We start from the raw sequence: 22,864 nt of genomic DNA, 5'->3' as shown, positions 1-22,864 counted from the left end.
AACACCGATATGCCTCGGGGAGCTGTAAGTAAGCTTTGATCCGGGGATTTCCGAATGGGGAAACCCACTATGTTTAATGGCATAGTATCCTTACGTGAATTCATAGCGTATGGAAGACAGACGCAGGGAACTGAAACATCTAAGTACCTGCAGGAAGAGAAAGAAAATTCGATTCCCTGAGTAGCGGCGAGCGAAACGGGAAAAGCCCAAACCAAAGAGCTTGCTCTTTGGGGTTGTAGGACACTCTATACGGAGTTACAAAGGAATGAAGTAGATGAAGCGACTTGGAAAGGTCCGCCAGAGCAGGTAAAAGCCCTGTAATCGAAAGTTCATTCCCTCCAGAGTGGATCCTGAGTACGGCGGAACACGTGAAATTCCGTCGGAATCCGGGAGGACCATCTCCCAAGGCTAAATACTCCCTAGTGACCGATAGTGAACCAGTACCGTGAGGGAAAGGTGAAAAGCACCCCGGAAGGGGAGTGAAAGAGATCCTGAAACCGTGTGCCTACAAGTAGTTAGAGCCCGTTAATGGGTGATAGCGTGCCTTTTGTAGAATGAACCGGCGAGTTACGATAACGTGCAAGGTTAAGCTGAGAAAGCGGAGCCGCAGCGAAAGCGAGTCTGAATAGGGCGAGTGAGTACGTTGTCGTAGACCCGAAACCAGGTGATCTACCCATGGCCAGGGTGAAGGTAAGGTAACACTTACTGGAGGCCCGAACCCACGCACGTTGAAAAGTGCGGGGATGAGCTGTGGGTAGCGGAGAAATTCCAATCGAACCTGGAGATAGCTGGTTCTCTCCGAAATAGCTTTAGGGCTAGCCTCGTGATAGAGAATACCGGAGGTAGAGCACTGTTTGGACTAGGGGGGCATCTCGCTTTACCGAATTCAGACAAACTCCGAATGCCGGATATTTATGCACGGGAGTCAGACTGCGAGTGATAAGATCCGTAGTCAAGAGGGAAACAGCCCAGACCACCAGCTAAGGTCCCAAAGTAATCGTTAAGTGGAAAAGGATGTGGCGTTGCTTAGACAACCAGGATGTTGGCTTAGAAGCAGCCATCATTTAAAGAGTGCGTAATAGCTCACTGGTCGAGTGACACTGCGCCGAAAATGTATCGGGGCTAAACGATTCACCGAAGCTGTGGATTGACATCTACGATGTCAGTGGTAGGAGAGCGTTCTAAGTGCGTTGAAGTCAGACCGGAAGGACTGGTGGAGCGCTTAGAAGTGAGAATGCCGGTATGAGTAGCGAAAGACGGGTGAGAATCCCGTCCACCGTATGACTAAGGTTTCCTGAGGAAGGCTCGTCCGCTCAGGGTTAGTCGGGACCTAAGCCGAGGCCGACAGGCGTAGGCGATGGACAACAGGTTGATATTCCTGTACTACCTCCCCACCGTTTGAGTAATGGGGGGACGCAGGAGGGTAGGGTAAGCAGAGCGTTGGTTGTCTCTGTTCAAGCAGTAAGGCGTGTGTGTAGGCAAATCCGCACACTGATACGTTGAGCTGTGATGACGAGTCCGTATGGACGAAGTTCCTGATCTCACACTGCCAAGAAAAGCCTCTAACGAGGTGGGAGGTACCCGTACCGCAAACCGACACAGGTAGTCGAGGAGAGAATCCTAAGGTGTGCGAGAGAACTCTCGTTAAGGAACTCGGCAAAATGACCCCGTAACTTCGGGAGAAGGGGTGCTCTTGAGCGTGCAAGCGCATGAGAGCCGCAGTGAATAGGCCCAGGCGACTGTTTAGCAAAAACACAGGTCTCTGCAAAACCGTAAGGTGACGTATAGGGGCTGACGCCTGCCCGGTGCTGGAAGGTTAAGAGGAGTGGTTAGCGCAAGCGAAGCTATGAATTGAAGCCCCAGTAAACGGCGGCCGTAACTATAACGGTCCTAAGGTAGCGAAATTCCTTGTCGGGTAAGTTCCGACCCGCACGAAAGGCGTAACGATCTGGGCACTGTCTCAACGAGAGACTCGGTGAAATTATAGTACCTGTGAAGATGCAGGTTACCCGCGACAGGACGGAAAGACCCCGTGGAGCTTTACTGTAGCTTGATATTGAATTTTGGTACAACTTGTACAGGATAGGTAGGAGCCAGAGATCTCGGAGCGCCAGCTTCGAAGGAGGCGTCGGTGGGATACTACCCTGGTTGTATTGAAATTCTAACCCATGCCCCTTAGCGGGGCAGGAGACAGTGTCAGGCGGACAGTTTGACTGGGGCGGTCGCCTCCTAAAAGGTAACGGAGGCGCCCAAAGGTTCCCTCAGAATGGTTGGAAATCATTCGTAGAGTGTAAAGGCACAAGGGAGCTTGACTGCGAGACCTACAAGTCGAGCAGGGTCGAAAGACGGGCTTAGTGATCCGGTGGTTCCGCATGGAAGGGCCATCGCTCAACGGATAAAAGCTACCCCGGGGATAACAGGCTTATCTCCCCCAAGAGTCCACATCGACGGGGAGGTTTGGCACCTCGATGTCGGCTCATCGCATCCTGGGGCTGTAGTCGGTCCCAAGGGTTGGGCTGTTCGCCCATTAAAGCGGTACGCGAGCTGGGTTCAGAACGTCGTGAGACAGTTCGGTCCCTATCCGTCGTGGGCGTAGGAAATTTGAGAGGAGCTGTCCTTAGTACGAGAGGACCGGGATGGACATACCGCTGGTGTACCAGTTGTCGTGCCAACGGCATCGCTGGGTAGCTATGTATGGACGGGATAAGTGCTGAAAGCATCTAAGCATGAAGCCCCCCTCAAGATGAGATTTCCCATTACGCAAGTAAGTAAGATCCCTCAAAGACGATGAGGTAGATAGGTTCGAGGTGGAAGTGTGGCGACACATGGAGCTGACGAATACTAATCGATCGAGGACTTAACCACATTCTAAACTTGTTTCAATGACCGTTTATCCAGTTTTGAAAGAATAATTTCTTTCCAATTTAATACGGTGAAGTGATGATGGCAAAGAGGTCACACCCGTTCCCATACCGAACACGGAAGTTAAGCTCTTTAGCGCCGATGGTAGTTGGGGGTTTCCCCCTGTGAGAGTAGGACGTCGCTTCGCAACAATGAGACCACTGAATATTCAGTGGTTTTTTTGTGTATAGAGTAGGAAATCCCCAACTATCAAAAGGTCAGGTTGGCGCGGTATCGGTAGCAAACAATTGCACTTTCCTTTATACGAACCTGATATGAAGCAGTGCAGTGAAGCGGTGGAGTTCAAGGCGCCAAGGCGTGTGGAGCGGAATGTACATGGTACATGAGCACCGTAAGCGCTGCGGGCAATGAAGAAATCCGTTGCTGCACTGCGTTGAGAGTGCTGATGGTAGTTGGGGCTGTCTCCTGTGAGAGTAGGACATCGCTTCGCAACAACAAGACTACTGAGCATTCAGTGATTTTGTTGTGCATATAAAATTCCCTCGCTAATAAAATTGGGCCAAATAAGTTGTTTTACGGGCGAGTTCAATGCATAATCGGGCGGATTTCTTCCTAAAATGGGCGAGTTATTATTGGTAGCCTCTTATAATAGTACCAAACTTACTTATAAATTTTGTTATAAATACTAAATGCTCAAGCGTTCCATATTGCGAAAAATCCTCCTCCTGACACAATCGAGTGAATGAAGTCTTTAGAACTGTTTAAAAAAGTGATAGACTTCCTGATTTAGTATGTTGCCTCATTTTTCATTGCAAGTGAGCATTTATTATGTTAAAATAATATGCGTTATAAATTTAATAATAAACCTCAAGTTTGATTGGGGTAGAGGTCGCAATATTTAAAAGTACGCTAATGGAAATGGCAAGCATTGATGAAATTAGTGGAAAGGAAATATTGCCGAAGTGTGAGGGAGCTTGTAACCTTCATGCTGGGGCTGCGTTCGAAAGGAGCAGAACTGTCACGTTTGTTGAGACAACGTGTTGAGCTATCAAAAAACTAAGGATGAATGTAGCCATCACAGTGTCTTGTGATGGTATTTTTTTGTCTTGAAATTAGGAAGGAAGCTATACAGTGAGTGATATTAAAATTAATCAGCTTGGTCATAAACCACCGAAGCTGCAAAAAGCATTAAAAAGTCGCCATATTACAATGATTTCCTTAGGAGGAACAATCGGAACAGGGTTGTTTTTAGCGAGTGGAGGTGCTATTGCCCAAGCTGGTCCTGGAGGCGCATTGTTAGCCTATGGACTGATTGGAATTATGGTGTACTTCTTAATGACCAGCTTAGGGGAGATGGCTGCTTATATGCCATCATCGGGATCTTTTAGTACGTATGCGAGTAAATTTGTTGATCCAGCGCTAGGGTTTGCGCTGGGATGGAATTATTGGTATAACTGGGCGATTACGATTGCGGCCGAAATTGCAGCCGTATCCCTGATTATGAAATATTGGTTTCCAAATAGCTCATCGGTTATTTGGACAGTATTGTTTATCATAGTAGTGTTAACTTTTAATCTTTTGTCTGTTAAAAGTTATGGGGAAAGTGAATATTGGTTTGCGATGATTAAAGTCGCAACAGTTATTGTGTTTATTATTATCAGCTTCTTAATGATTTTTGGAATTTTAGGTGGGCAAGCACCTGTCGGATTTACAAATTTCTTTATTCATGATGGACCGTTTCATGGGGGCTTTTTTGCTACCTTTGGGATTTTTCTTGCAGCGGGATTTTCGTTTCAAGGTACAGAATTGCTAGGGGTAACAGCTGGTGAGACAGATAATCCAGAGAAAAATATTCCGAAGGCTGTTAAATCTGTGTTTTGGAGAATTTTATTGTTTTATATTTTAGCTATTGCCGCAATTGGTTTATTAATTCCTTTTACGGATGAGCGTTTATTATCAGAGGATATTGCTGTATCTCCATTTACATTAGTGTTTGATCGCCTTGGTATCGCTGTGGCTGCATCTTTTATGAATGCCATCATTTTGACAGCGATGCTATCAGCGGGAAATTCAGGGCTTTATGCAGCATCACGTATGCTTTGGCAGTTAGCTGTAGAAGGTAAAGCTCCAAGATTTTTGATGAAGCTAAGTCATCGCGGTATTCCAATTTATGCACTGCTTGCAACATTAGCAGTGGGGAGCTTAGCATTTTTAGCTTCTTTCTTTGGGGATGGGGTAGTATATATTTGGTTATTGAATGCTTCAGGAATGTCAGGCTTTATTGCTTGGCTTGGTATTGCTTATAGTCATTATCGATTTCGAAGAGCATTTGTTGCACAAGGTATGGATTTATCCTTATTACCTTATAAAGCGAGATGGTATCCGTTTGGCCCATTGTTTGCTTTAACAGTTTGCTTAATTGTTGTGCTTGGACAAAACTATACAGCATTTATGGGAGATAAAATTGACTGGTACGGTATTCTTGTTTCGTATATCGGTATTCCATTATTTTTACTGCTTTGGATTGGCTATAAAATTAAATATAAAACCAAGCTTTTGCCGTTGGAAGCATGTGATTTGAAAGTAGAGGCTTCTAAATAGATGAAAATAGGCTGTGTGATTTCGCACAGCCTATTTTTTTATTGGATAGATTTTTTTAGCCAGTATGTTGCTTCGGCATAATCTTGCGCAACGCCAAGTCCTTTTTTGTATAACATACCTAGTTGAAATTGTGCTTTAATATGACCGTTTATAGCAGCTCGACGATACCATTTGGCTGCTTCGGAGTAATCGTGTGAAACGCCTTCTCCGTTCGCATACATTTGTGCGAGCTGGAATTGTGCTTTTGGGTACCCTTTAAAGGCGGAAAGGCTGATCCATTTAGCGGCCTCAGTGTAATCAACAGCAACGCCAAGCCCTTTATCGAAAATATTGCCTAGTTTATACTGTGCGAGCATATGACCTTGGTCAGCGGCAAGGCGATAACAATGACGGGCTTCATCATAATTTTTTTCGACACCAAGCCCTTGCTCATAAAGTAAGCCCAGCTCGTATTCTGCCTGGAGATGGTGCTGCTCAACAGCTGATTGAAGCCATTTAGCAGCTTCTGTATAGGTAAGCTCATGTAAATAATGCATACCTAGCTCAAACTGGGCATCTGCATGACCACGTATGGCAGCGCGCTTTAGCCATTTCATCATAAGAGGGCTTTCGCTATTGACTTTTTTATAAAGCATTGCTAAGTCGTAACAGGCACTAATATGTTCGTTCGCAGCGGCTTTTGATAGCCAGTCCATTGCTTGCTTTTCATTATTTTGCAGCTTATACATAAGACCTAACGTATATTGAGCATTTGTATGGTTTGCATTGGCTGCAAGGAGAAGCCATTTAAGTGCCTCATCAATGTTTTTTTCGACACCGTCTCCTGTACGATATAATAAAGCAAGCTGAAATTGCGCATTCGTATGATTTTGCAATGCAGCACTTAAAAACCATTTGGCAGCCTCGGCATAGTTAGTTGTTACACCTCGCCCTTTGCTATACATATAGCCTAAATTGTATTGAGCACTTGCATCGCCGGCGACAGCAGCTTTTGAAAATAGCTCGATGGCTTGTTGGAAGTTTTGCTCAACACCTGTGCCATTATGATATAAGAAGCCTAAATTATTGAGCGCACTCGTGTTACCTTGACTTGCAGCGAGCTCGTACCATTTAGCAGCCTCCACGTAGTTTTGAGGTACGCCCCTTCCTTGATTATATAGGGAGCCTAAATTATATTGCGCATCTGCATGACCGCTTTGTGCAGCTAGCTGATAAAGTTCAGCTGCTTTTTGGGCATCTTGCTCAATGCCAAGCCCTAATTCGTAAAGTACACCTAATGCATATTGTGCATCTGCTTCATGTTGTGCCGCAGCTAAAGAGTACCATTTCACAGCTTCTTCATAGTTTTGAGTGACACCTTTGCCGTGATTGTAAAGAACGCCTAAATTATATTGAGCGCTAGCATCGCCAGCAGTCGCTGCCACTAAAAACCACTGTCTCATCGCTTCAAAATTATCGCTTGTATCCTCATGATTTTGTTTAAGATGTAAGGCTGACGTAGATAATCTCTCACCATCTTTTAATTCCTTTAAATACCATTCGCAAATATCTATAATATAATCGAGAACAATTTGAGCTGCCTTCGCATCGATTTTTGAGCTTGTTTGTGTAGTTGTCATTTGTTGAACAAGGTTCATTAATAAATAAATGCGACTTGGCTGTATTTTAGATATGAATAGTTTATTTTTTAATAAAGTACGTAGTGCGACATGTACGACAGGCTGTGACATTTTTTTCTCATACATATCTTTTGCAATAATAGTCAAGACTTCACTAGAATGCTGTAAAGAGCGTGAGGGGTAATCATTTACATTTGTAGCTGCTTGTTGCAATGCTAGTATGAGGGGCTGATGTGTGCTAGGGATAGCACTTAAAATAGACGAAAGCTCTTCAGGTTTGTACACGCTCATCACTCCTTCTTATGTTTTTTATCGGGTGAAATGCATAATAGTGTTGAAACTTTTTTAAGAAAAATTCGTAAATATAGGCAAGTAGAAATAGAAGGAGGAACGGATATGGCTGAATTTGAAGACATGATTGCTGGTAAGGACAAGCATTTTTCGAATGATAAATTTTTGACGAAGGTAAAATCGACAGGCTTGAAGCTAGGGATGTCTGCATTACATTCCACAAGCACATTATTTTTTGCACTAAAAAGTCCGAATATGTCAAAGGCAAATAAATTGATTATTTTAGGAGCGCTTGGCTATTTTATTTTACCACTAGATGTAGTAGCAGATCTTTTACCATTTGTCGGCTTAACTGATGATGTCTTTGTGATTACTGCCGCATTAACAAAAGTTTATTCTTCCATTACAGATGATACAAAAATAGAGGCACATCAATTTTTGAAAAAGACATTTGGTGAGAAATATGACTATGAGGAAGAGCTATAGAAAGAGGCTGCCCGGAAAGATATTATCTTTTCGGGCAGTTTTGGTATGATTAGAGAGCAAAGAAGAAACTATTACAGAAAGGGTTGCTGATGAATTATTTTTTGAATACGAAAAAAATAAAAGATATGTGTGGAGAAATCTCTTATAAAAAAGGGAAAAAATATTTCCAAGATAATAAAGTTGTGCTAAAAAATTTTCATCCGAGTGATGCTATAGTCAATGCAAGTGTGAAAGGAAATGGCTTATTTCATGTCGTCATAAAGAAGGGGCAAAATGGGTTTATACATGCAGAATGTACATGCCCACAATTAGAATCCTTTCATAAAAAATGCCAACATGTAGCGGCGGTTCTTGTGCTTTTACATGATATTCAAGTAAACGGAGGAAAGGAAGCAGCTTCTCTTTCTACGTCAAATACAGAGTTAGTGAATGAAGTTTTCGGGATATTTGAGAATTCATTTGTGCGCCCTATTCGTAGCCAATATCATATGGAGAATCGAGCAATGCTCTTTGTACAATTTACTTGTGAAATCATGATGCTTCAAAATGGTCAATATTTAATGGGGATAGCAGCAAATATACAATCCTATAAAGTAACCAATTTCAAGAGATTTTTAATAGCTCTTGATAAAGGTGAGGGTTATGCGTTTTCAAATGTATTTTCATATAATCCAAAGGTTCATAGCTTTACACAGGAAGACGTCAATGTGTTGAAAAGGTTATTGTATATATTGCAAAATTTTGAGGCAACGAGAAACGAGCAGCTAGAGATAATAGATGAGAGTTGGCTGTTAATCCCACCTACAGAATTTGAAAGTCTACTTTATTTGCTTCATCTAGCTCCACATGTCCAGTTAGAGCATCATAGGGCTGTTTATGAGGGGGTAAATATATTATCAAAGCAAACGTTACCATTAATATTTCACTTAGACCAATATTATCGCTTCACTATAAAAAATTTAGAGCACATCATTGTAATGGATACTTATAGCTATGTGCTGTATAAAAATAATTTTTATAAACTATCAAAGGAAGACAGTGTTCGACTTAGTGAATTAAAGTATGCATTAGCGAAAAGCGAGGAAAACCAGCTTCAAATCGAAAAGGAACAGCTGCCATATTTTCTGGATAAGGTAGTTCCTCATTTAATGGAATTAGGTAGTGTTGAAATCGCTAGTAATGTGAAGAACGCTTTTCCTCAAATACCTCCAAAGGCTAAATTATTTTTAGATAGGGTGAACAATAAATTACTTGCTGCACTTGAATTTGAATATGGTAATGTCACCATTAACCCTTTAGAAGATGGGCAAAGTGTGTTAAATCGCGACCACGCCCTTGAGCTAGAAGTTATGAGTTTGATGGAGGCGGGGCTTTTCACTAGAACCGAGAGCGGCTATTTTATGCATAATGAAGAGGCTGAGTATGACTTTTTACATTATATGGTCCCGAAATTAAGTAAATTTGTTAATGTTTACGCAACAACAGCTGTGAAAGAGAGAATTGTGAAACATTCCAGCCCTCCAAATATTCGAATAGAAGTTGATGAACGAACAGATTGGCTTATTTTTGAGTTTGATATGCATGGTATTCCAGAAAATGAAATTCGCAGCATATTATTAGCTCTTACAGAAAAAAGAAAATATTATCGTTTAACAAATGGCGCATTGTTATCTTTAGAAACGAAGGCGTTTCAAGAAATGCAACGTTTTCTTTACAATATGGGTATCACCTTAGAGCAAATAGAGGCAGAGGAAATACGGGTTCCTTTTATTTCAAATTTTTATAAATTGGGCACCCTTAATGAAAATGTTTTAGTGAGAGGAAAATCGCTTCAAGCTATTATGGACGATTTACTGCACCCTGAAAAGCTTGAATTTACGGTACCTGATAGTATCAATGCATCGTTTAGAGAGTATCAAATACATGGATTTAAATGGTTAAAAGCATTAGCACATTATAAATTTGGTGGGATATTAGCAGATGATATGGGCTTAGGGAAAACGTTGCAAAGCATTATGTTTATCGTTTCTGTTTTACCTGAAATTCGCCAGCATCATAAACCAGTGCTAGTTGTGTGCCCATCTTCTTTAGTTTATAACTGGCTAAATGAATTAGCTAAGTTTTCTCCACAGGTGCTTGTGAAGCTGATAGAGGGAGATAAAGGGCAAAGAGCGGCGTTGTTAAAGGATATTTCCGAGGTCGATGTTGTCATTGTCTCATATTCTTTACTACGCATGGATATGAATAGCTATCAATCAAAATCTTTTCATACGATTATATTTGATGAGGCACAGGCTTTTAAAAATCCTGCTTCGAAAACGGCGAAAGCTGTCAAAGCGCTGAGAGCAGACAATCGATTTGCCCTAACAGGAACACCTATAGAAAATTCTGTTGATAACCTTTGGTCAATTTTGAATGTTGTTTTTCCAACATTGTTACCTGAGCGAAAAATGTTTAAATCTCTTGCTCACCAAACAATCAAAAAGCTAGTTAACCCTTTTATTCTCCGAAGATTAAAGGAAGAGGTATTACTTGAATTACCAGAAAAAATGGAGTTAGTGCTGACGTCGGATTTATTGCCAGAGCAAAAAAAGTTATATGCGGCTTATTTAGCGAAGCTTAAAGTTGAGACGCTGGAGCATTTAAACAAGGAGACATTCCAACAAAACAAGCTGAAAATTCTTGCAGGCATTACACGTTTACGTCAAATTTGCTGTCACCCTGCTTTGTTTGTAGAAGGCTATACAGGAAGCTCCGCTAAATTTGAGCATGTTATAAACATTGTTCAGGAATGCTATAGCGCGAAAAGACGTATACTAATTTTTTCTCAATTTACGTCGATGTTAACTTTAATTGGGCGGGAGTTAAATCGTCAAGGGATAGTCCATTTCTATTTAGATGGTAGTACGGCTGCAGCTGAGAGAGTAGCTCTTTGTGAGCGATTTAATACTGGAGAAAGAGAGGTGTTCCTTATTTCATTAAAGGCTGGTGGTACAGGGTTAAATCTTACTGGAGCAGATACTGTTATACATTACGATCTTTGGTGGAATCCCGCGGTTGAGCAGCAGGCTTCGGATCGAGCTTATCGAATGGGGCAAAAAAATAATGTGCAAGTAATGAAGCTTATTGCGAAAGGAACGATTGAAGAGAAAATCAATGAGCTACAGGAAAAAAAGAAAAATCTGATTCAAGCAGTTATCGAATCAGATAATGAAAATTTAACGATGTTAAGCGAGCGAGAAATTAAAGATATTTTGATGATTGAATAGGGGGGCTGTCCGAAAAGATGATACTTTTTCGGACAGCTTTAACTATTTAACCTTGCGATATCTTTTCCGCTCTTCTCATCGATATATAAGAAGGTAAAACCATTCCAATTAGAACGAGAGCGATACCGAAAAATTGCAATGTAGATAACGCTTCTTTCAATACAAGCATTGAGGCTAAAATAGCCACTGGTAGCTCCATCGCACTTAAAATAGATGCGAGGCTGCCTCCTACTTTCGGTACAGCGATAGAAAATAATAAAATCGGTAAAATGATGCCGAATAATCCAAGCGCTAAGCCGAATTTCCAAAGTCCAGCACCGAATAGTTGACCATTCCATAAAATTTCAGGCGTCAGTATAATGCTAATAACAATCACTGCCACTAACGATACAAAGAACGTACGTGAAATCGTTGTGATACCTTCTACTTGGCGGGAATTGATTTGAATAAATAACGCAAACGTTAAGGCAGATAGCAAGCCAAGTGCCCAGCCTTGCCAAGCAATAGCAGACAAATCGACATCAACAACACCAGCTGCAAAAATAGTGCCCACGATTAAAAAGATTAACGAAATCGTTTCAGCTCGACTCGGTAAACGTTTATGCAAGGCGCAGTCTATAAACAGTCCAATCCATGTAAATTGGAAGAGCATAACGACTGCAAGTGAGGCGGGCAAATAATTTAACGATTGTCCGTAAATAGTGCCTGTTGCAGCAGTTAATATACCAGCAAGCGTTAAAATGATAACGCCAGATTTATTCAGCCTTGGCAATGAACGCTGTGTGACGATAAATAGCACAAGAGCAAGGAAAAAACCAACCATATATTGAGCTGTAACAGCTTCTGCGGAAGTAAATCCATGCTGCATAGCAACCTTAACAATCGTCGATAAAATACCGTAGCTACTTGATGCAATGACAATTAATAAGGGAAAAATGAGATTTTTCATTTACAGCTCCTTGACCATATGGTGGAATGGCTCGTTAATAATTGTCCACGGCTCTGTAATTGTAAAGCCAAGGCGCTCATATAAAGCACGTGCCTTCTCTTTTTCTAGCTCTACATTTAAGGCAAGCTTTTTATAGCCTTTTGTGACAGCTTGCTCCTCCGCAAATTGTAACAGCTTTGTGCCAATACCTAAGCCACGTGCCTCTGGTGTGACACACACTGTATCAATATAAAATTCATCATCGTGTGCTTCTACATCAATGCTTGTAGGGGCGTTTTTTGATGATAACCATGCTGCTAAATTAGCATCCAATGCTTTGGCTGTAAATCCATCATATAGCACAGCGATGCCAAGTAGCGCATCCCCTTGTTTAGCAATATATGTGTATAAATAGCTATGGCGATTATCTGTACGTTCGATAAGTGCTGTTAATGCTGTGAGTACAGATTGCTCCTCTGTTTCACCAGTTAGACGATGTGCGATATCGCCGATTGCTTCATAAATTAATGGTGCGATTTGTGTAGCATCCATTGGTTGTGCTTGTTGAATTGTAATTTCCATTGTATTCACTTCCTTTCTTACCTACATAGAAGTATAACAAAATTATGTGCGATTTCTAGTTATCGAAATACTTTAATACTTTAAAGACGCTCTGTTTTCGTGGTAATCTATAGTAAGCAAAATGTCGGAGGTTAGAAGGTTGGCAAATAAAGATTTTATTCTTATTTATGGAGATGCATTTGTTGATTATATTGCAGATGATATAAGCAATACAACATTTACAAAATATTTAGGTGGCGCAACAATTAATGTAGCAGCAGGAATTAGCCGCATTGGTGCTCCGTCCGCTTTAATTACAATTACAGGTGATGATGAGACATCTGAATTTGTTCGCAATGAGATAACGAATGAAGGCGTTAATTTAGATTATGCTGTTTACGTACCAGAAAAGCGCGTGAGTGGTGTTTATGTCGATTTAACAGCAGATGGTGAACGCATTTTTAGAGATTATATAGATGAAACGCCTGATTTACAAGTAGAAGATGTGCAGTTACAGCTAGAAGCGTTTAAACGTGCTTCTATTTTTAATGTGTGCTCAGGAACGATGTTTCATCCAACCGCACTTGCAACGACAGTGGCAGCAGTGGAGCTAGCAAAGGAGCATGGCGCAATTATTGCAATAGACGCGAATATTCGTCCATTACGTTGGCATAGCGAGGAAATTTGTCGTGAGACGATTACACGCTTTTTTGAGGATGCAGATATTTTAAAGCTAACAGATGAGGAGCTATTTTTCTTAACGCAAACAGCAACAATTGAAGAAGGCATTGCGGCACTTGATGCATTGCTTGTACCAATCGTTTTAATTACAGTAGGGGCAGAAGGCTCTTATGCAATTTTAAATGGTGAAACAATTCACGTACCTGCTGAAAAGGTAACAGCAGTCGATACAACAGGTGCAGGTGATGCATTTATGGCAGGGGTATTACGCTATGTGCATTATAATGGTTTGCCAACGACAGTCGAGGAAGTAACTGCATGTGTTGCTTTTGGTAACAAGCTAGGTGCATTAGCAGCGACGAAGCCAGGTGCCTTAACAGCATTACCACGCTATGAGGAAATTAAAAATTTACTATAATGGAGGTCAATGATGAGCTACGATGAATTAGTAAAGGGACGTATTTTCTTTGGTGGTGCAGCAGATGCTAAGGATGCTGTAGAAGTGGAAAATATTGAGATTGTCTATGATGTTCGTGCGAATGCTGTACAGGATGGAGAAATGCCAACATGTTCGATTATGTGTTCCCCAATTGTTGAACAGGATTTGGCTGGAAGCATTCAGGCGGGTGCTATGGGGATTAAAGAAGCATATGAGGCTGGGAAAAATATTTATATCCATTGTGGTAGCGGGAATGGCAGAGCAAGTGTTATGGCAACAGCTGTATTGCTAGAGCTAGGAATAGCAAATGATGTGCAAAGCGCTGAGCAGCTTGTAAAGGAAGCTCGCCCGTTAGCAAATATTCGTTCAAATATGCATGAGGCATTGGAAAAATTATATAAATAATGTAGAGGGGCCGTCCAGAAAGTGAACTTTCTGGGCGGCTCCGCTTTTTTACATAGTCAACTTTTGATTAAAATTGTGCTCCTGCGGTGGTTACAATAGAGCTTTTCTGCGACGAGTAATCGCAGGAGCAAATGGTTTTAACTGCGACGAGTAACCGCAGGAGCAAATTGTCACCATCCTCGTCGCAAAGGGAGCGTCCCAAAATGATTTTTCGGACGTTCGCTTTTTTGCAATAATATTTCAAAATTCGAAAATTAGGACTATAATATATCATAATTATGCAAGGTAAGGAGGGGCTAAATGTCTACAAACTCTGATCGCTTTATCACTGCTTTTAATCGGATTGACCATACATTGCGCGAGATAGCTGATGTCAAAGAGTATATGCCATTTTATCGCTTGCTTGATAGGGCACGCAGGAAAAATCCACTTGTGCAAAAATATGAGGATGATTTACGTGCTTATGCTGATTTGCGCAATGCTATTGTGCATCATCGAACGTCGATTGATTTTGTCATCGCAGAGCCACATATACAGGTTGTGGAGGAAATTGAGGCGATTGATGCTGCATTAGCAAAGCCAAAGCTTGTAGGACAGCTGTTTCGCAAGCATGTCACGGCTTTTCAGACAACGGATTCACTTACATATATGCTGAAGGTTATTCGTAAGCGTAAATATACACAATTTCCTATATATACAGGGCAACAATTTCAAGGGTTAATTACGACAGTCGGTATAACGAATTGGCTTGCAACATCAATGGGTAAAGGGAATTGGGCGAAGCATGTAACATTGCAGGATATTTTATTTCATGAGAGAAAGCTTAAAAATTATAAATTTATTAGCAAGGCGATGACGGTGTATGAGGCAGAGGAGATTTTTAAGCAAGGGGTGGAGCGCGGGCAACGTTATGAAGCACTGTTGATTACAGAGCATGGTCGCCCGCACCAAAAGCTTATTGGCATGGTGACACCGATTGATATTATGGAGATTGATTAGTTTTCGTACTAACATAAAGTGAATGGTCTTCCAACACTTGTGCAAAAAGAACCTGCTCCACATCATCAACCTTTTTATTACGGAGCTTTTTCAACAGCCATTCTTCTGTTAAATCAAGCTGTTGCAAATTTTCAGAGATGATTCGCCCATTGGAAATCACTTCTGTTGGCATACATAGAGGTGGGGTTAAATTGGCCTGTGTATCCTTTTTCGTTGCTTCTGCAAAGGGAGGCTTTTTCATAACGCTTAGCTCTCCATTTGTTTCAAAAACAGCATAGGCAACCTCGTTTACTGAAAAAATGCTTTGCTCACGCAACAGCATCGTCAATTCATCTAAATGGAGCCTTGCTTTCTTTAAGTTTGCTTCAGAAATAACACCATTATGAATAAGAATTGTTGGCTTATCATCAACAAGCACGCGCATCTTTGTTGATTTTAAAGCGATGGCACTGAGTAAAATTGTTAAAATGGACCACCAAATGAGTGAAATCATCCCATCCCAAAAAGGGGTTTCCTTTTGAGACGATATTTCGCCTGCAATGGAACCAAAGGTAATGCCTGTCGTGTAGTGGAAGAACGTTAATTGACTCAATTGTTTTTTGCCAATAATTCGAGCTAAAATGAGCAGGGCAATAAACGTAACCGTTGTGCGGAACATCATTTCCCAAAAATTAATTTCGCCTATGTCCATGTATATCACTCCTTATCACATAGCATGAGCGAAAAGTATATATGCTATACAGCATAGAAAGCGTGAATAAAATTATGAATACAACTGAAAAATATAATCAACCAATTTATGCGATGATGGTTGCAATCGGCATTTGTCATTTAATTAATGATACGATGCAGTCTGTTGTACCTGCGATGTTTCCACTTTTAGTGGATAGTTTAGGATTAACCTTTACACAGCTAGGCTTGATTTCCTTTGTGTTAAATATGTTTGCCTCTGTTTTACAGCCTGTCGTTGGCTTTATTACAGATAAAAAACCAATGCCATATGCGTTACCTATTGGCATGGTCAGCTCCTTCATTGGCGTAGCGATGCTGATTTTAGCGCATAGCTATTGGGTAATCCTCGTTGCAGTACTCTTTTTAGGACTTGGTTCAGCTATTTTCCATCCTGAAGGCTCGCGTGTGTCTTATATGGCTGCCGGGACGAAGCGTGGCTTAGCACAGTCGATTTATCAAGTAGGAGGCAATTCTGGACAAGCATTAGCCCCGCTGATTAGTGCCTTTATTTTGCTACCATTTGGTATGAAGGGAGCCTCTGTTGTTTTAGCATTGTCAGCTATCGGCATCGTGATTCTTACCAAAATTTCGCTATGGTATAAGGCACAGCTAGAGGAAGAGAAGCTATCGAAAGTGAAGCGTCGACTGATTTCATCGTTGCCACCGTTGACAAAAAAGCAAGTAACAATGGCATTAGCCTTGCTGTTTATTATTATTTTTGCACGCTCCTTCTATACGACAAATATTACGAGTTTTTATGTATTTTATTTAGTGGAGGAGTATAGCTTAACAATTCCAGTTGGACAGATTTTCATTTTTATTTTTATGGCTTGTGGTGTTGTAGGAACATTTCTCGGTGGTCCTTTGTCAGATCGAATTGGGCGTAAAAATGTGATTGTGGTATCGGTTGTTGCCCCAACGCCATTTTGTTTAGCATTGCCCTATATGCCGTTATGGCTCGTTCCATTGCTTCTAGTGATTATCGGTACGTTAATTATGATTAGCTTCTCTGTAACAGTTGTTTATGCGCAGGAGCTTGTACCAACTAAAATTGGCACAATGGCTGGCTTGACGGTCGGTTTATCATTTGGCATGGGGGCAATCGGAGCTGTTGCAACGGGGATGTTAATTGATGAATATGGCATTGTCGCAACAATTATTGCCATTTCATGCCTGCCATTATTATTGTTTGTTGCGTTTTGGTTGCCGAAGGATAAGGCGGCGAATGCTTAAGGGGAAGATAAAAGAGCTATGAAATATAACAAAAAAAAGCTGTAGGGGGAATTTTCCCCTACAGCTTTTAGGCTTAACGAGCTAGCGATGGCTTGCATTTCACTGGAATCACCTGAGGATTTGTTACAGCACCCTCTACGATATCTAGCTCATGCATTTTTCCTTCAAAATTGAATTTGAAAATGCCATTATCGAAATCTGTGCCGATTTCTTTAAAGAAAATCCCCTCGATTGAGGCAAATTTTGGACAAGTAAAGGCAACTTTGTACTCGCCATTGTCACAAATTAAATAAGCACGAACGCCTTTTTCATAAATATCGAACGACTCATCCTCTGTCGGGCGTTTGACAGCCACGATGTGGAAGTCAACAAAAGGAATTTCACGCAATAAGACATTTAAGAATGAACCCTTTGTGATTTCCTCCCAACGGCTTTGTGCGCTTTGACCTACAATGATTTGTGTAATATTATGTTGCATTGCTACTTCTGTAATTACTTTATGGATAGGTAGTTTCTCGTTATCGCGAATAATAAACTCTTCAACCTCTAATTCACTTGTTAGCTGCTTCCATTGTTCGATGTAGCCCGATTTTTCTGCATCAAATGCGTCGATAGGCTTAGCATCTACTGTTAAAACATATAGAGGACAGTCAAGTAATGTTGCGAGCTTATGCCCTCGACGGATTAGACGTTCGCCATTAAGTCCGTAGTACACACAAACTAAAATACTTTCGTCCATTCTGCTTTTAACATGCTTCATGATAGTTTTGCACCTCTTTATTATATTTGTAAACACGACACTCCAGTTATCAATTTTGAAAAACCTAGTGTAAATGAGCGAATATCGAAGCCATTGCAGTGCATTCCGTCATATTCTAGTGTATACTTTTCTTATATGATGTATTTTTGGCTTGCAAAGGGCACTGCACACTAAAAAATTTTTTTATTTTGACTTGCTCTTTATGACACACTATTATGCTATGAGTTGTAACGTTAGTCAAGTGAATTGGTAACAAATTGCTGTAAGTAATAATAGTCAAAATATTAATGGATAGAAAATATATTTTTTAGTAAAACTGATATTAAACATTATGGTCATGCATCATTTTTAATCTAGGAGGTTTTGGCATATGATTGTTGAACTTGCAATACTTTTACCGTTTATAATGGCGGCTGCTATTCCGTTCATATATAGGCGATTTAATAAAGTACATATCGGCTGGCTTGTCTTAGCTGTGCCGGTCATTTTATTTAGTATATTAACTACATATATCCCTCGTATAGCGAATGGTGAAACATTTACAAAAACTTATGAGTGGATCCCCTCTTTTAACATAAGCTTTACAACCTATTTAGACGGGCTAAGCATGATTTTTAGCTTGCTAATTACTGGGGTTGGTAGCTTAGTCATTTTGTACTCAATTTTTTATTTATCAACAAAAGAATCACTTCATCATTTTTATTGCTATCTATTGCTCTTTATGGGGGCCATGCTAGGCGTCGTTTTTTCAGATCACTTAATGGTGCTTTATGCATTTTGGGAGCTGACAAGCGTATCGTCATTTTTGCTGATTGCATTTTGGCATCATCGTAAAGCGTCTCGTGCTGGTGCACGTAAAGCAATGACGATTACGGTAACAGGTGGCGTCGCAATGCTAGCAGGCTTTTTAACTTTATATACAATTGCGGGTACGTTTAGCATACGTGAATTAATTGCAAATGTCAGCATAATTCAAGAGCACGCACTATTTATTCCAGCAATGCTATTAGTGCTTTTAGGTGCTTTCACAAAATCAGCGCAATTCCCATTCCATATTTGGTTGCCAGACGCAATGGAGGCACCAACACCTGTTAGTGCATATTTACACTCTGCAACTATGGTAAAAGCAGGCATTTATTTAGTTGCGCGTATGTCACCTGTTTTTGGTGGACATGAAGTATGGTTTTGGACAGTCGCTGGTGTCGGTATTGTTACGCTGTTCTGGGGCTCGTTTAACGCGGTGCGCCAATTCGATTTAAAAGCATTATTAGCTTATTCCACAGTTAGTCAGCTTGGGCTGATTATGTCATTGTTTGGGCTTGGCTCTGCTGCACATGCATTAGGCTACAGTTCCGAATCATTAATTTATACGCAAGCAACATTTGCTGCGTTATTCCATTTAATTAATCATTCCACATTTAAAGGTGCGCTCTTTATGATGGTCGGCATTGTTGACCATGAGGTAGGGACGCGTGATATTCGTCGACTGGGCGGCTTGATGGCATTAATGCCGTTTACATTTACAATTGCGGTGATTGGCAGTATGTCGATGGCAGGCTTGCCACCATTCAATGGTTTTTTAAGTAAAGAAATGTTTTTTAAAGCAACGGTAGATATTTTACAATTAAATATTTTCTCTGTTGAAAGCTTTGGCTTTATTTTCCCTGTTGTTGCATGGACAGCAAGTGTCTTCACATTTGTTTATTGCGTGATTATTATCGGTCGAACATTTTTCGGCAAGCTGCAACCAGATCGTTTAGAAAAGCCACCGCATGAAGCACCTATTGGTATGCTAATTTCACCGTTTGTGTTAGTAGCATTTGTTATTGGTATTTTCTTCTTCCCAAATATTTTAAGACGTAATATTTTAGCACCTGCGATGCAAAGTATTTATCCAAGCTTCCCAGCGGAGGAGCTAACAGTGCCAATTGAACACTTCCATATCGGTACGGAATTGTTTATGACAATTGGTGTGATTATTATCGGTATCCTTTTATACCGCTCGCTGCCAAAGTGGCGTGCAATTTACCAATTGTTCTCACAAAAGTATACATTGAATGCATACTATGAGCGTATTATTGGCTTCGCTGAGTCGAAGTCGGGCTGGTTTACTCGCATATATATGAATGGCAATTTAACGTATTACTTTGCTTATATTTACATCATATTTGTGACGATTGTTGCAGGCTATTTTGTATTAAGTGATGCATTTACTTGGAGTCCATCGCAGGATTCACCTGTTGAGTATTATGAGATGATTTTATTACTAATTATGGTGTTTGCTGCCGTGGCATTGTTATTTGCTAAGGGGCGTATTACGACAGTTTTACTGAATGGTGTACTTGGCTATTCGGTTGCCTTTTTCTTCGTTGTGTTTCGTGCACCAGATTTAGCATTGACACAGCTCGTTGTTGAATCAGTAACGACAGCATTGTTCTTACTATGCTTTAAGTTCTTACCAGATTTAACGAAGGAAAAAGTATCAAGAGCAGTGAAGTTTTCGAAGGCAACTATTTCTATTTTCGTAGGGGCGACCGTAACACTTGTTGGATTAAGTGTTTTACATTATGAAAAGTTTGAGCCAATTTCGGCTTATTTTGAGGATTCCTATAATTTAGCTGGTGGGAAAAATATCGTTAATACGATTTTAGGGGATTTCCGTGCATTTGATACGATGCTTGAAGTTGTCGTGTTATTTATCGCTGGCTTAGGAATTTATACATTGATTAAATTAAAGGCAAAGAAAGGAGAGACTGACGTTGAAAATTAATGATGTCATTTTGCGCACCGTTGTCAAAATGGTAGTGTTTATTATTTTAACGCTCGGTGTGTATCTTTTCTTTGCTGGACATAATGCGCCAGGTGGCGGCTTTATTGGCGGCTTAGTGCTTGGCTCAGCTATTGTGTTACTGTATTTAACGTATGATATTGAAACGGTGCATAACGGCATGCCCTTTGATTTTAAAAAAGTAGCAGCCTTGGGTGTACTTTTAGCAACAGGCACCGCTATTGCTTCAATTTTCTTCAATGTACCATTTTTAACACAGGCTGATCGTTATTTTGATCTTCCGCTATTAGGCGAAACACATTTATCAACAGTGATGATTTTTGAAGCAGGTGTAGCATTAACGGTTATTGGTACGCTTGTAACGATTATTTTGAGTATAAGTGAGGATGAGTAGTATGGAGTCTTTAATTGTTATATTAGTAGGAATTCTAGTTGCAGTAGCGACCTATTTAATCCTCTCACGTACAGTGATTCGCGTTATTTTAGGCACAGCTGTTTTATCACATGCGGTTCATTTACTTATTTTATCCGTAGGTGGCTTGAAAAAAGGGGATGTGCCGCTATTAGGCCAGTCAGATGGTCCGTATACAGATGCACTTCCACAGGCATTGATCTTGACGGCGATTGTTATTAGCTTTGCTGTTACAGCATTTGTATTGGTTTTGGCTTATCGTATGTACAGTACAAATGGAACAGATGATTTCAGCAAGCTAGGGGGATCACCGGATGAATAATATTATTGTATTACCACTTATTATTCCTATTGTAACAGCAATTGTACTGGTGTTTTTACGCCAAAATATTCGTGTGCAGCGAATTGTGAGCTTAGTGACAGTTGTTGCAGTTAGTATCATTGCATTGATTTTGCTTCTTGAAGTACAGGCAAATGGCATTATGAAAATTGATTTTAGCGGATGGTTACCACCATTTGGTATTTTATTCGTAGCAGATTCATTTTCAATGCTGCTCGTTTTAACAGCAAATATTATTACAGCGATTTGCTTAATTTATGCCTTTTCAACAATTGGTGAGCGCCATGAGCAAATGTTTTTCTATCCGTTTGTGTTGTTCCTAATTGCAGGAGTAAATGGCTCCTTTTTAACAGGTGATATTTTTAATTTATTCGTTTGCTTTGAAGTAATGCTACTAGCTTCTTATGCATTAGTAGCGCTGGGAGGCGAAAAGTTTCAGCTGCGAGAATCGTTGAAATATGTATTGATTAATGTAGTCGCTTCATGGATGTTTTTAGTAGCGCTCGCTTATTTATATGGCACGTTAAAAACATTAAACATGGCACATATTGCGGTACGTGTGGCAGAAGTAGGACAAGACCCTATTTTAACGACAGTAGCGATTTTATTTTTAATCGTCTTTAGCTTAAAAGCTGGTTTGTTATTATTTTTCTGGCTACCAGGCTCGTACAGTGTACCACCGACAGTAGTTCAAGCTTTGTTTGCAGCTTTATTGACGAAAGTGGGGATTTACGCATTATTCCGTACATTCACGCTGATGTTTACGCTAAATACAGGCGTAACGCATGTGTTAATTGGCGTTATGGCAGGGATTACAATTGTGCTTGGCTGCTTAGGCGCATTATCAGGTCGCGATGTGCGGACAATTGCAGCTTACAATGTCATAATCGGCGTTGGCTTTATTATGATAGGTCTAGCTGTTGGGACAGAGCAGGCTTTTGCGGGAGCAATTTATTATTTAATGCACGATATGCTGGCAAAAGCGTTATTGTTTTTAATTGTAGGGACGATGGTGTATTTAACAGGTGAGATTATCGTCAAAAATATGAATGGCTTGATTCGTCATTATCCTTTATTCGGCTGGATTTACTTTATTGTGATGTGTGCGTTGGCAGGCATTCCGCCATTGAGTGGCTTTATTGGCAAAGTGTTAATTGGTCAGCAGGCGATAGAGGGTGGCTTTTACGTTTTACTAGCAATCGGATTTGGCTCAAGCGTTATCGTATTATATTCTTTACTTCGTATTTTCCTAGCAGCATTTTTCGGGGAAACATCCGTTAGTGATGAAGATAAAAAGCCTATTCCAAAAGCAGCGATGGCATCGTTTGTGATGCTTGCGCTTTGTCTTGTAGCACTTGGCTTAGGTGCAGAGGGAATTGCCGTGTATGTAGAGGATGCAGCGCGTACTTTAGCGAACCCAGCTATTTATATTGAAGCAATTTTAGGAGCTAAGTAGAA

General features: G+C 40.6%; 16 protein-coding genes, 2 rRNA genes and 1 riboswitch (1 of these 19 cut by a window edge). Of the genes, 13 read left to right on the top strand and 5 right to left on the bottom strand.

Annotated elements, in window-relative coordinates:
* The 3 genes from R6U77_RS04070 to R6U77_RS04060 all read left to right on the top strand — a co-directional run.
* A 23S ribosomal RNA gene (locus R6U77_RS04070) occupies positions 1-2,865 on the top strand; it begins 63 nt to the left of the window's first position.
* A 68-nt stretch (positions 2,866-2,933) separates the two neighbouring features.
* Positions 2,934-3,049: ribosomal RNA gene (gene rrf / locus R6U77_RS04065) — 5S ribosomal RNA — on the top strand.
* Positions 3,050-3,737: 688 nt separating this feature from the next.
* A riboswitch (Lysine riboswitch) is annotated at positions 3,738-3,918 on the top strand.
* A 75-nt stretch (positions 3,919-3,993) separates the two neighbouring features.
* Complete coding sequence (locus tag R6U77_RS04060; protein ID WP_319837551.1) at positions 3,994-5,463, top strand: amino acid permease; 1,470 nt, start codon at positions 3,994-3,996, stop codon at positions 5,461-5,463.
* 38 nt (positions 5,464-5,501) lie between these two features.
* Here the strand turns inward: R6U77_RS04060 and R6U77_RS04055 are convergent, their stop codons facing one another.
* A complete protein-coding gene (locus tag R6U77_RS04055) occupies positions 5,502-7,367 on the bottom strand; it encodes an SEL1-like repeat protein (RefSeq protein WP_319837550.1) in 1,866 nt (621 codons plus the stop codon).
* 111 nt (positions 7,368-7,478) lie between these two features.
* Here R6U77_RS04055 and R6U77_RS04050 point away from each other — a divergent pair, with 111 nt between their 5' ends.
* Both R6U77_RS04050 and R6U77_RS04045 read left to right on the top strand, forming a co-directional pair.
* Entirely contained in the window at positions 7,479-7,859 is a 381-nt protein-coding gene (locus R6U77_RS04050) for a YkvA family protein (RefSeq protein WP_293928927.1), read from the top strand.
* 89 nt (positions 7,860-7,948) lie between these two features.
* A complete protein-coding gene (locus tag R6U77_RS04045) occupies positions 7,949-11,128 on the top strand; it encodes a DEAD/DEAH box helicase (protein WP_319837549.1) in 3,180 nt (1,059 codons plus the stop codon).
* A 46-nt stretch (positions 11,129-11,174) separates the two neighbouring features.
* Here R6U77_RS04045 and R6U77_RS04040 read toward each other — a convergent pair whose 3' ends face one another.
* Positions 11,175-12,077: an EamA family transporter gene (locus tag R6U77_RS04040; protein ID WP_293928929.1), complete on the bottom strand. Its 903-nt coding sequence runs from the start codon at positions 12,075-12,077 to the stop codon at positions 11,175-11,177.
* A complete protein-coding gene (locus R6U77_RS04035) occupies positions 12,078-12,638 on the bottom strand; it encodes a GNAT family N-acetyltransferase (RefSeq protein ID WP_319837548.1) in 561 nt (186 codons plus the stop codon).
* 121 nt (positions 12,639-12,759) lie between these two features.
* Between R6U77_RS04035 and R6U77_RS04030 the strand changes: the two genes are divergently transcribed.
* The 3 genes from R6U77_RS04030 to R6U77_RS04020 all read left to right on the top strand — a co-directional run bounded on the left by R6U77_RS04030 (position 12,760) and on the right by R6U77_RS04020 (position 15,141).
* A complete protein-coding gene (locus R6U77_RS04030) occupies positions 12,760-13,716 on the top strand; it encodes a carbohydrate kinase family protein (protein WP_319837547.1) in 957 nt (318 codons plus the stop codon).
* 12 nt (positions 13,717-13,728) lie between these two features.
* Positions 13,729-14,142, top strand: coding sequence for a protein-tyrosine phosphatase family protein (locus tag R6U77_RS04025; RefSeq protein ID WP_319837546.1), 414 nt, complete (start codon positions 13,729-13,731; stop codon positions 14,140-14,142).
* A gap of 300 nt (positions 14,143-14,442) precedes the next feature.
* Positions 14,443-15,141, top strand: a complete 699-nt coding sequence (locus R6U77_RS04020) for a hypothetical protein (protein WP_319837545.1) — start codon at positions 14,443-14,445, stop codon at positions 15,139-15,141.
* Here R6U77_RS04020 and R6U77_RS04015 read toward each other — a convergent pair.
* A complete protein-coding gene (locus tag R6U77_RS04015; RefSeq protein WP_319837544.1) occupies positions 15,125-15,832 on the bottom strand; it encodes a DUF421 domain-containing protein in 708 nt (235 codons plus the stop codon). The two genes, R6U77_RS04020 and R6U77_RS04015, sit on opposite strands and share 17 nt — an antisense overlap.
* 74 nt (positions 15,833-15,906) lie before the next feature.
* Between R6U77_RS04015 and R6U77_RS04010 the strand changes: the two genes are divergently transcribed.
* Positions 15,907-17,106 (top strand): MFS transporter, encoded by a 1,200-nt coding sequence (locus R6U77_RS04010; RefSeq protein ID WP_319837543.1) that lies wholly within the window; start codon positions 15,907-15,909, stop codon positions 17,104-17,106.
* 73 nt (positions 17,107-17,179) lie between these two features.
* Here the strand turns inward: R6U77_RS04010 and R6U77_RS04005 are convergent, their stop codons facing one another.
* Positions 17,180-17,866 (bottom strand): adenine nucleotide alpha hydrolase family protein, encoded by a 687-nt coding sequence (locus R6U77_RS04005; RefSeq protein ID WP_293928942.1) that lies wholly within the window; start codon positions 17,864-17,866, stop codon positions 17,180-17,182.
* Positions 17,867-18,236: 370 nt separating this feature from the next.
* On the opposite strand from R6U77_RS04005, the gene R6U77_RS04000 reads away from it, so the two are divergent.
* The 4 genes from R6U77_RS04000 to R6U77_RS03985 are packed head-to-tail and all read left to right on the top strand — an operon-like array spanning position 18,237 to position 22,862.
* Positions 18,237-20,636 carry a Na+/H+ antiporter subunit A gene (locus tag R6U77_RS04000; RefSeq protein ID WP_319837542.1) on the top strand — a complete coding sequence of 800 codons (2,400 nt, stop codon included), beginning with the start codon at positions 18,237-18,239 and terminating at the stop codon, positions 20,634-20,636.
* A complete protein-coding gene (locus R6U77_RS03995) occupies positions 20,626-21,048 on the top strand; it encodes a Na(+)/H(+) antiporter subunit B (protein WP_293928996.1) in 423 nt (140 codons plus the stop codon). Before R6U77_RS04000 ends, R6U77_RS03995 begins: the two co-directional genes overlap by 11 nt.
* A gap of 1 nt (position 21,049) precedes the next feature.
* Positions 21,050-21,388, top strand: a complete 339-nt coding sequence (locus R6U77_RS03990) for a Na(+)/H(+) antiporter subunit C (protein WP_293928944.1) — start codon at positions 21,050-21,052, stop codon at positions 21,386-21,388.
* A complete protein-coding gene (locus R6U77_RS03985) occupies positions 21,381-22,862 on the top strand; it encodes a Na+/H+ antiporter subunit D (protein WP_319837541.1) in 1,482 nt (493 codons plus the stop codon). The genes R6U77_RS03990 and R6U77_RS03985 overlap by 8 nt, the downstream gene beginning before the upstream one ends.
* Positions 22,863-22,864 lie beyond the last annotated feature (2 nt).

The organism is Lysinibacillus louembei, assembly GCF_033880585.1.
GTDB classification, from domain to species: domain Bacteria; phylum Bacillota; class Bacilli; order Bacillales_A; family Planococcaceae; genus Metasolibacillus; species Metasolibacillus louembei.
The sequence above is the reverse complement of the archived record's forward strand: the minus strand, read 5'-3'. Positions and strand labels throughout refer to the sequence as shown.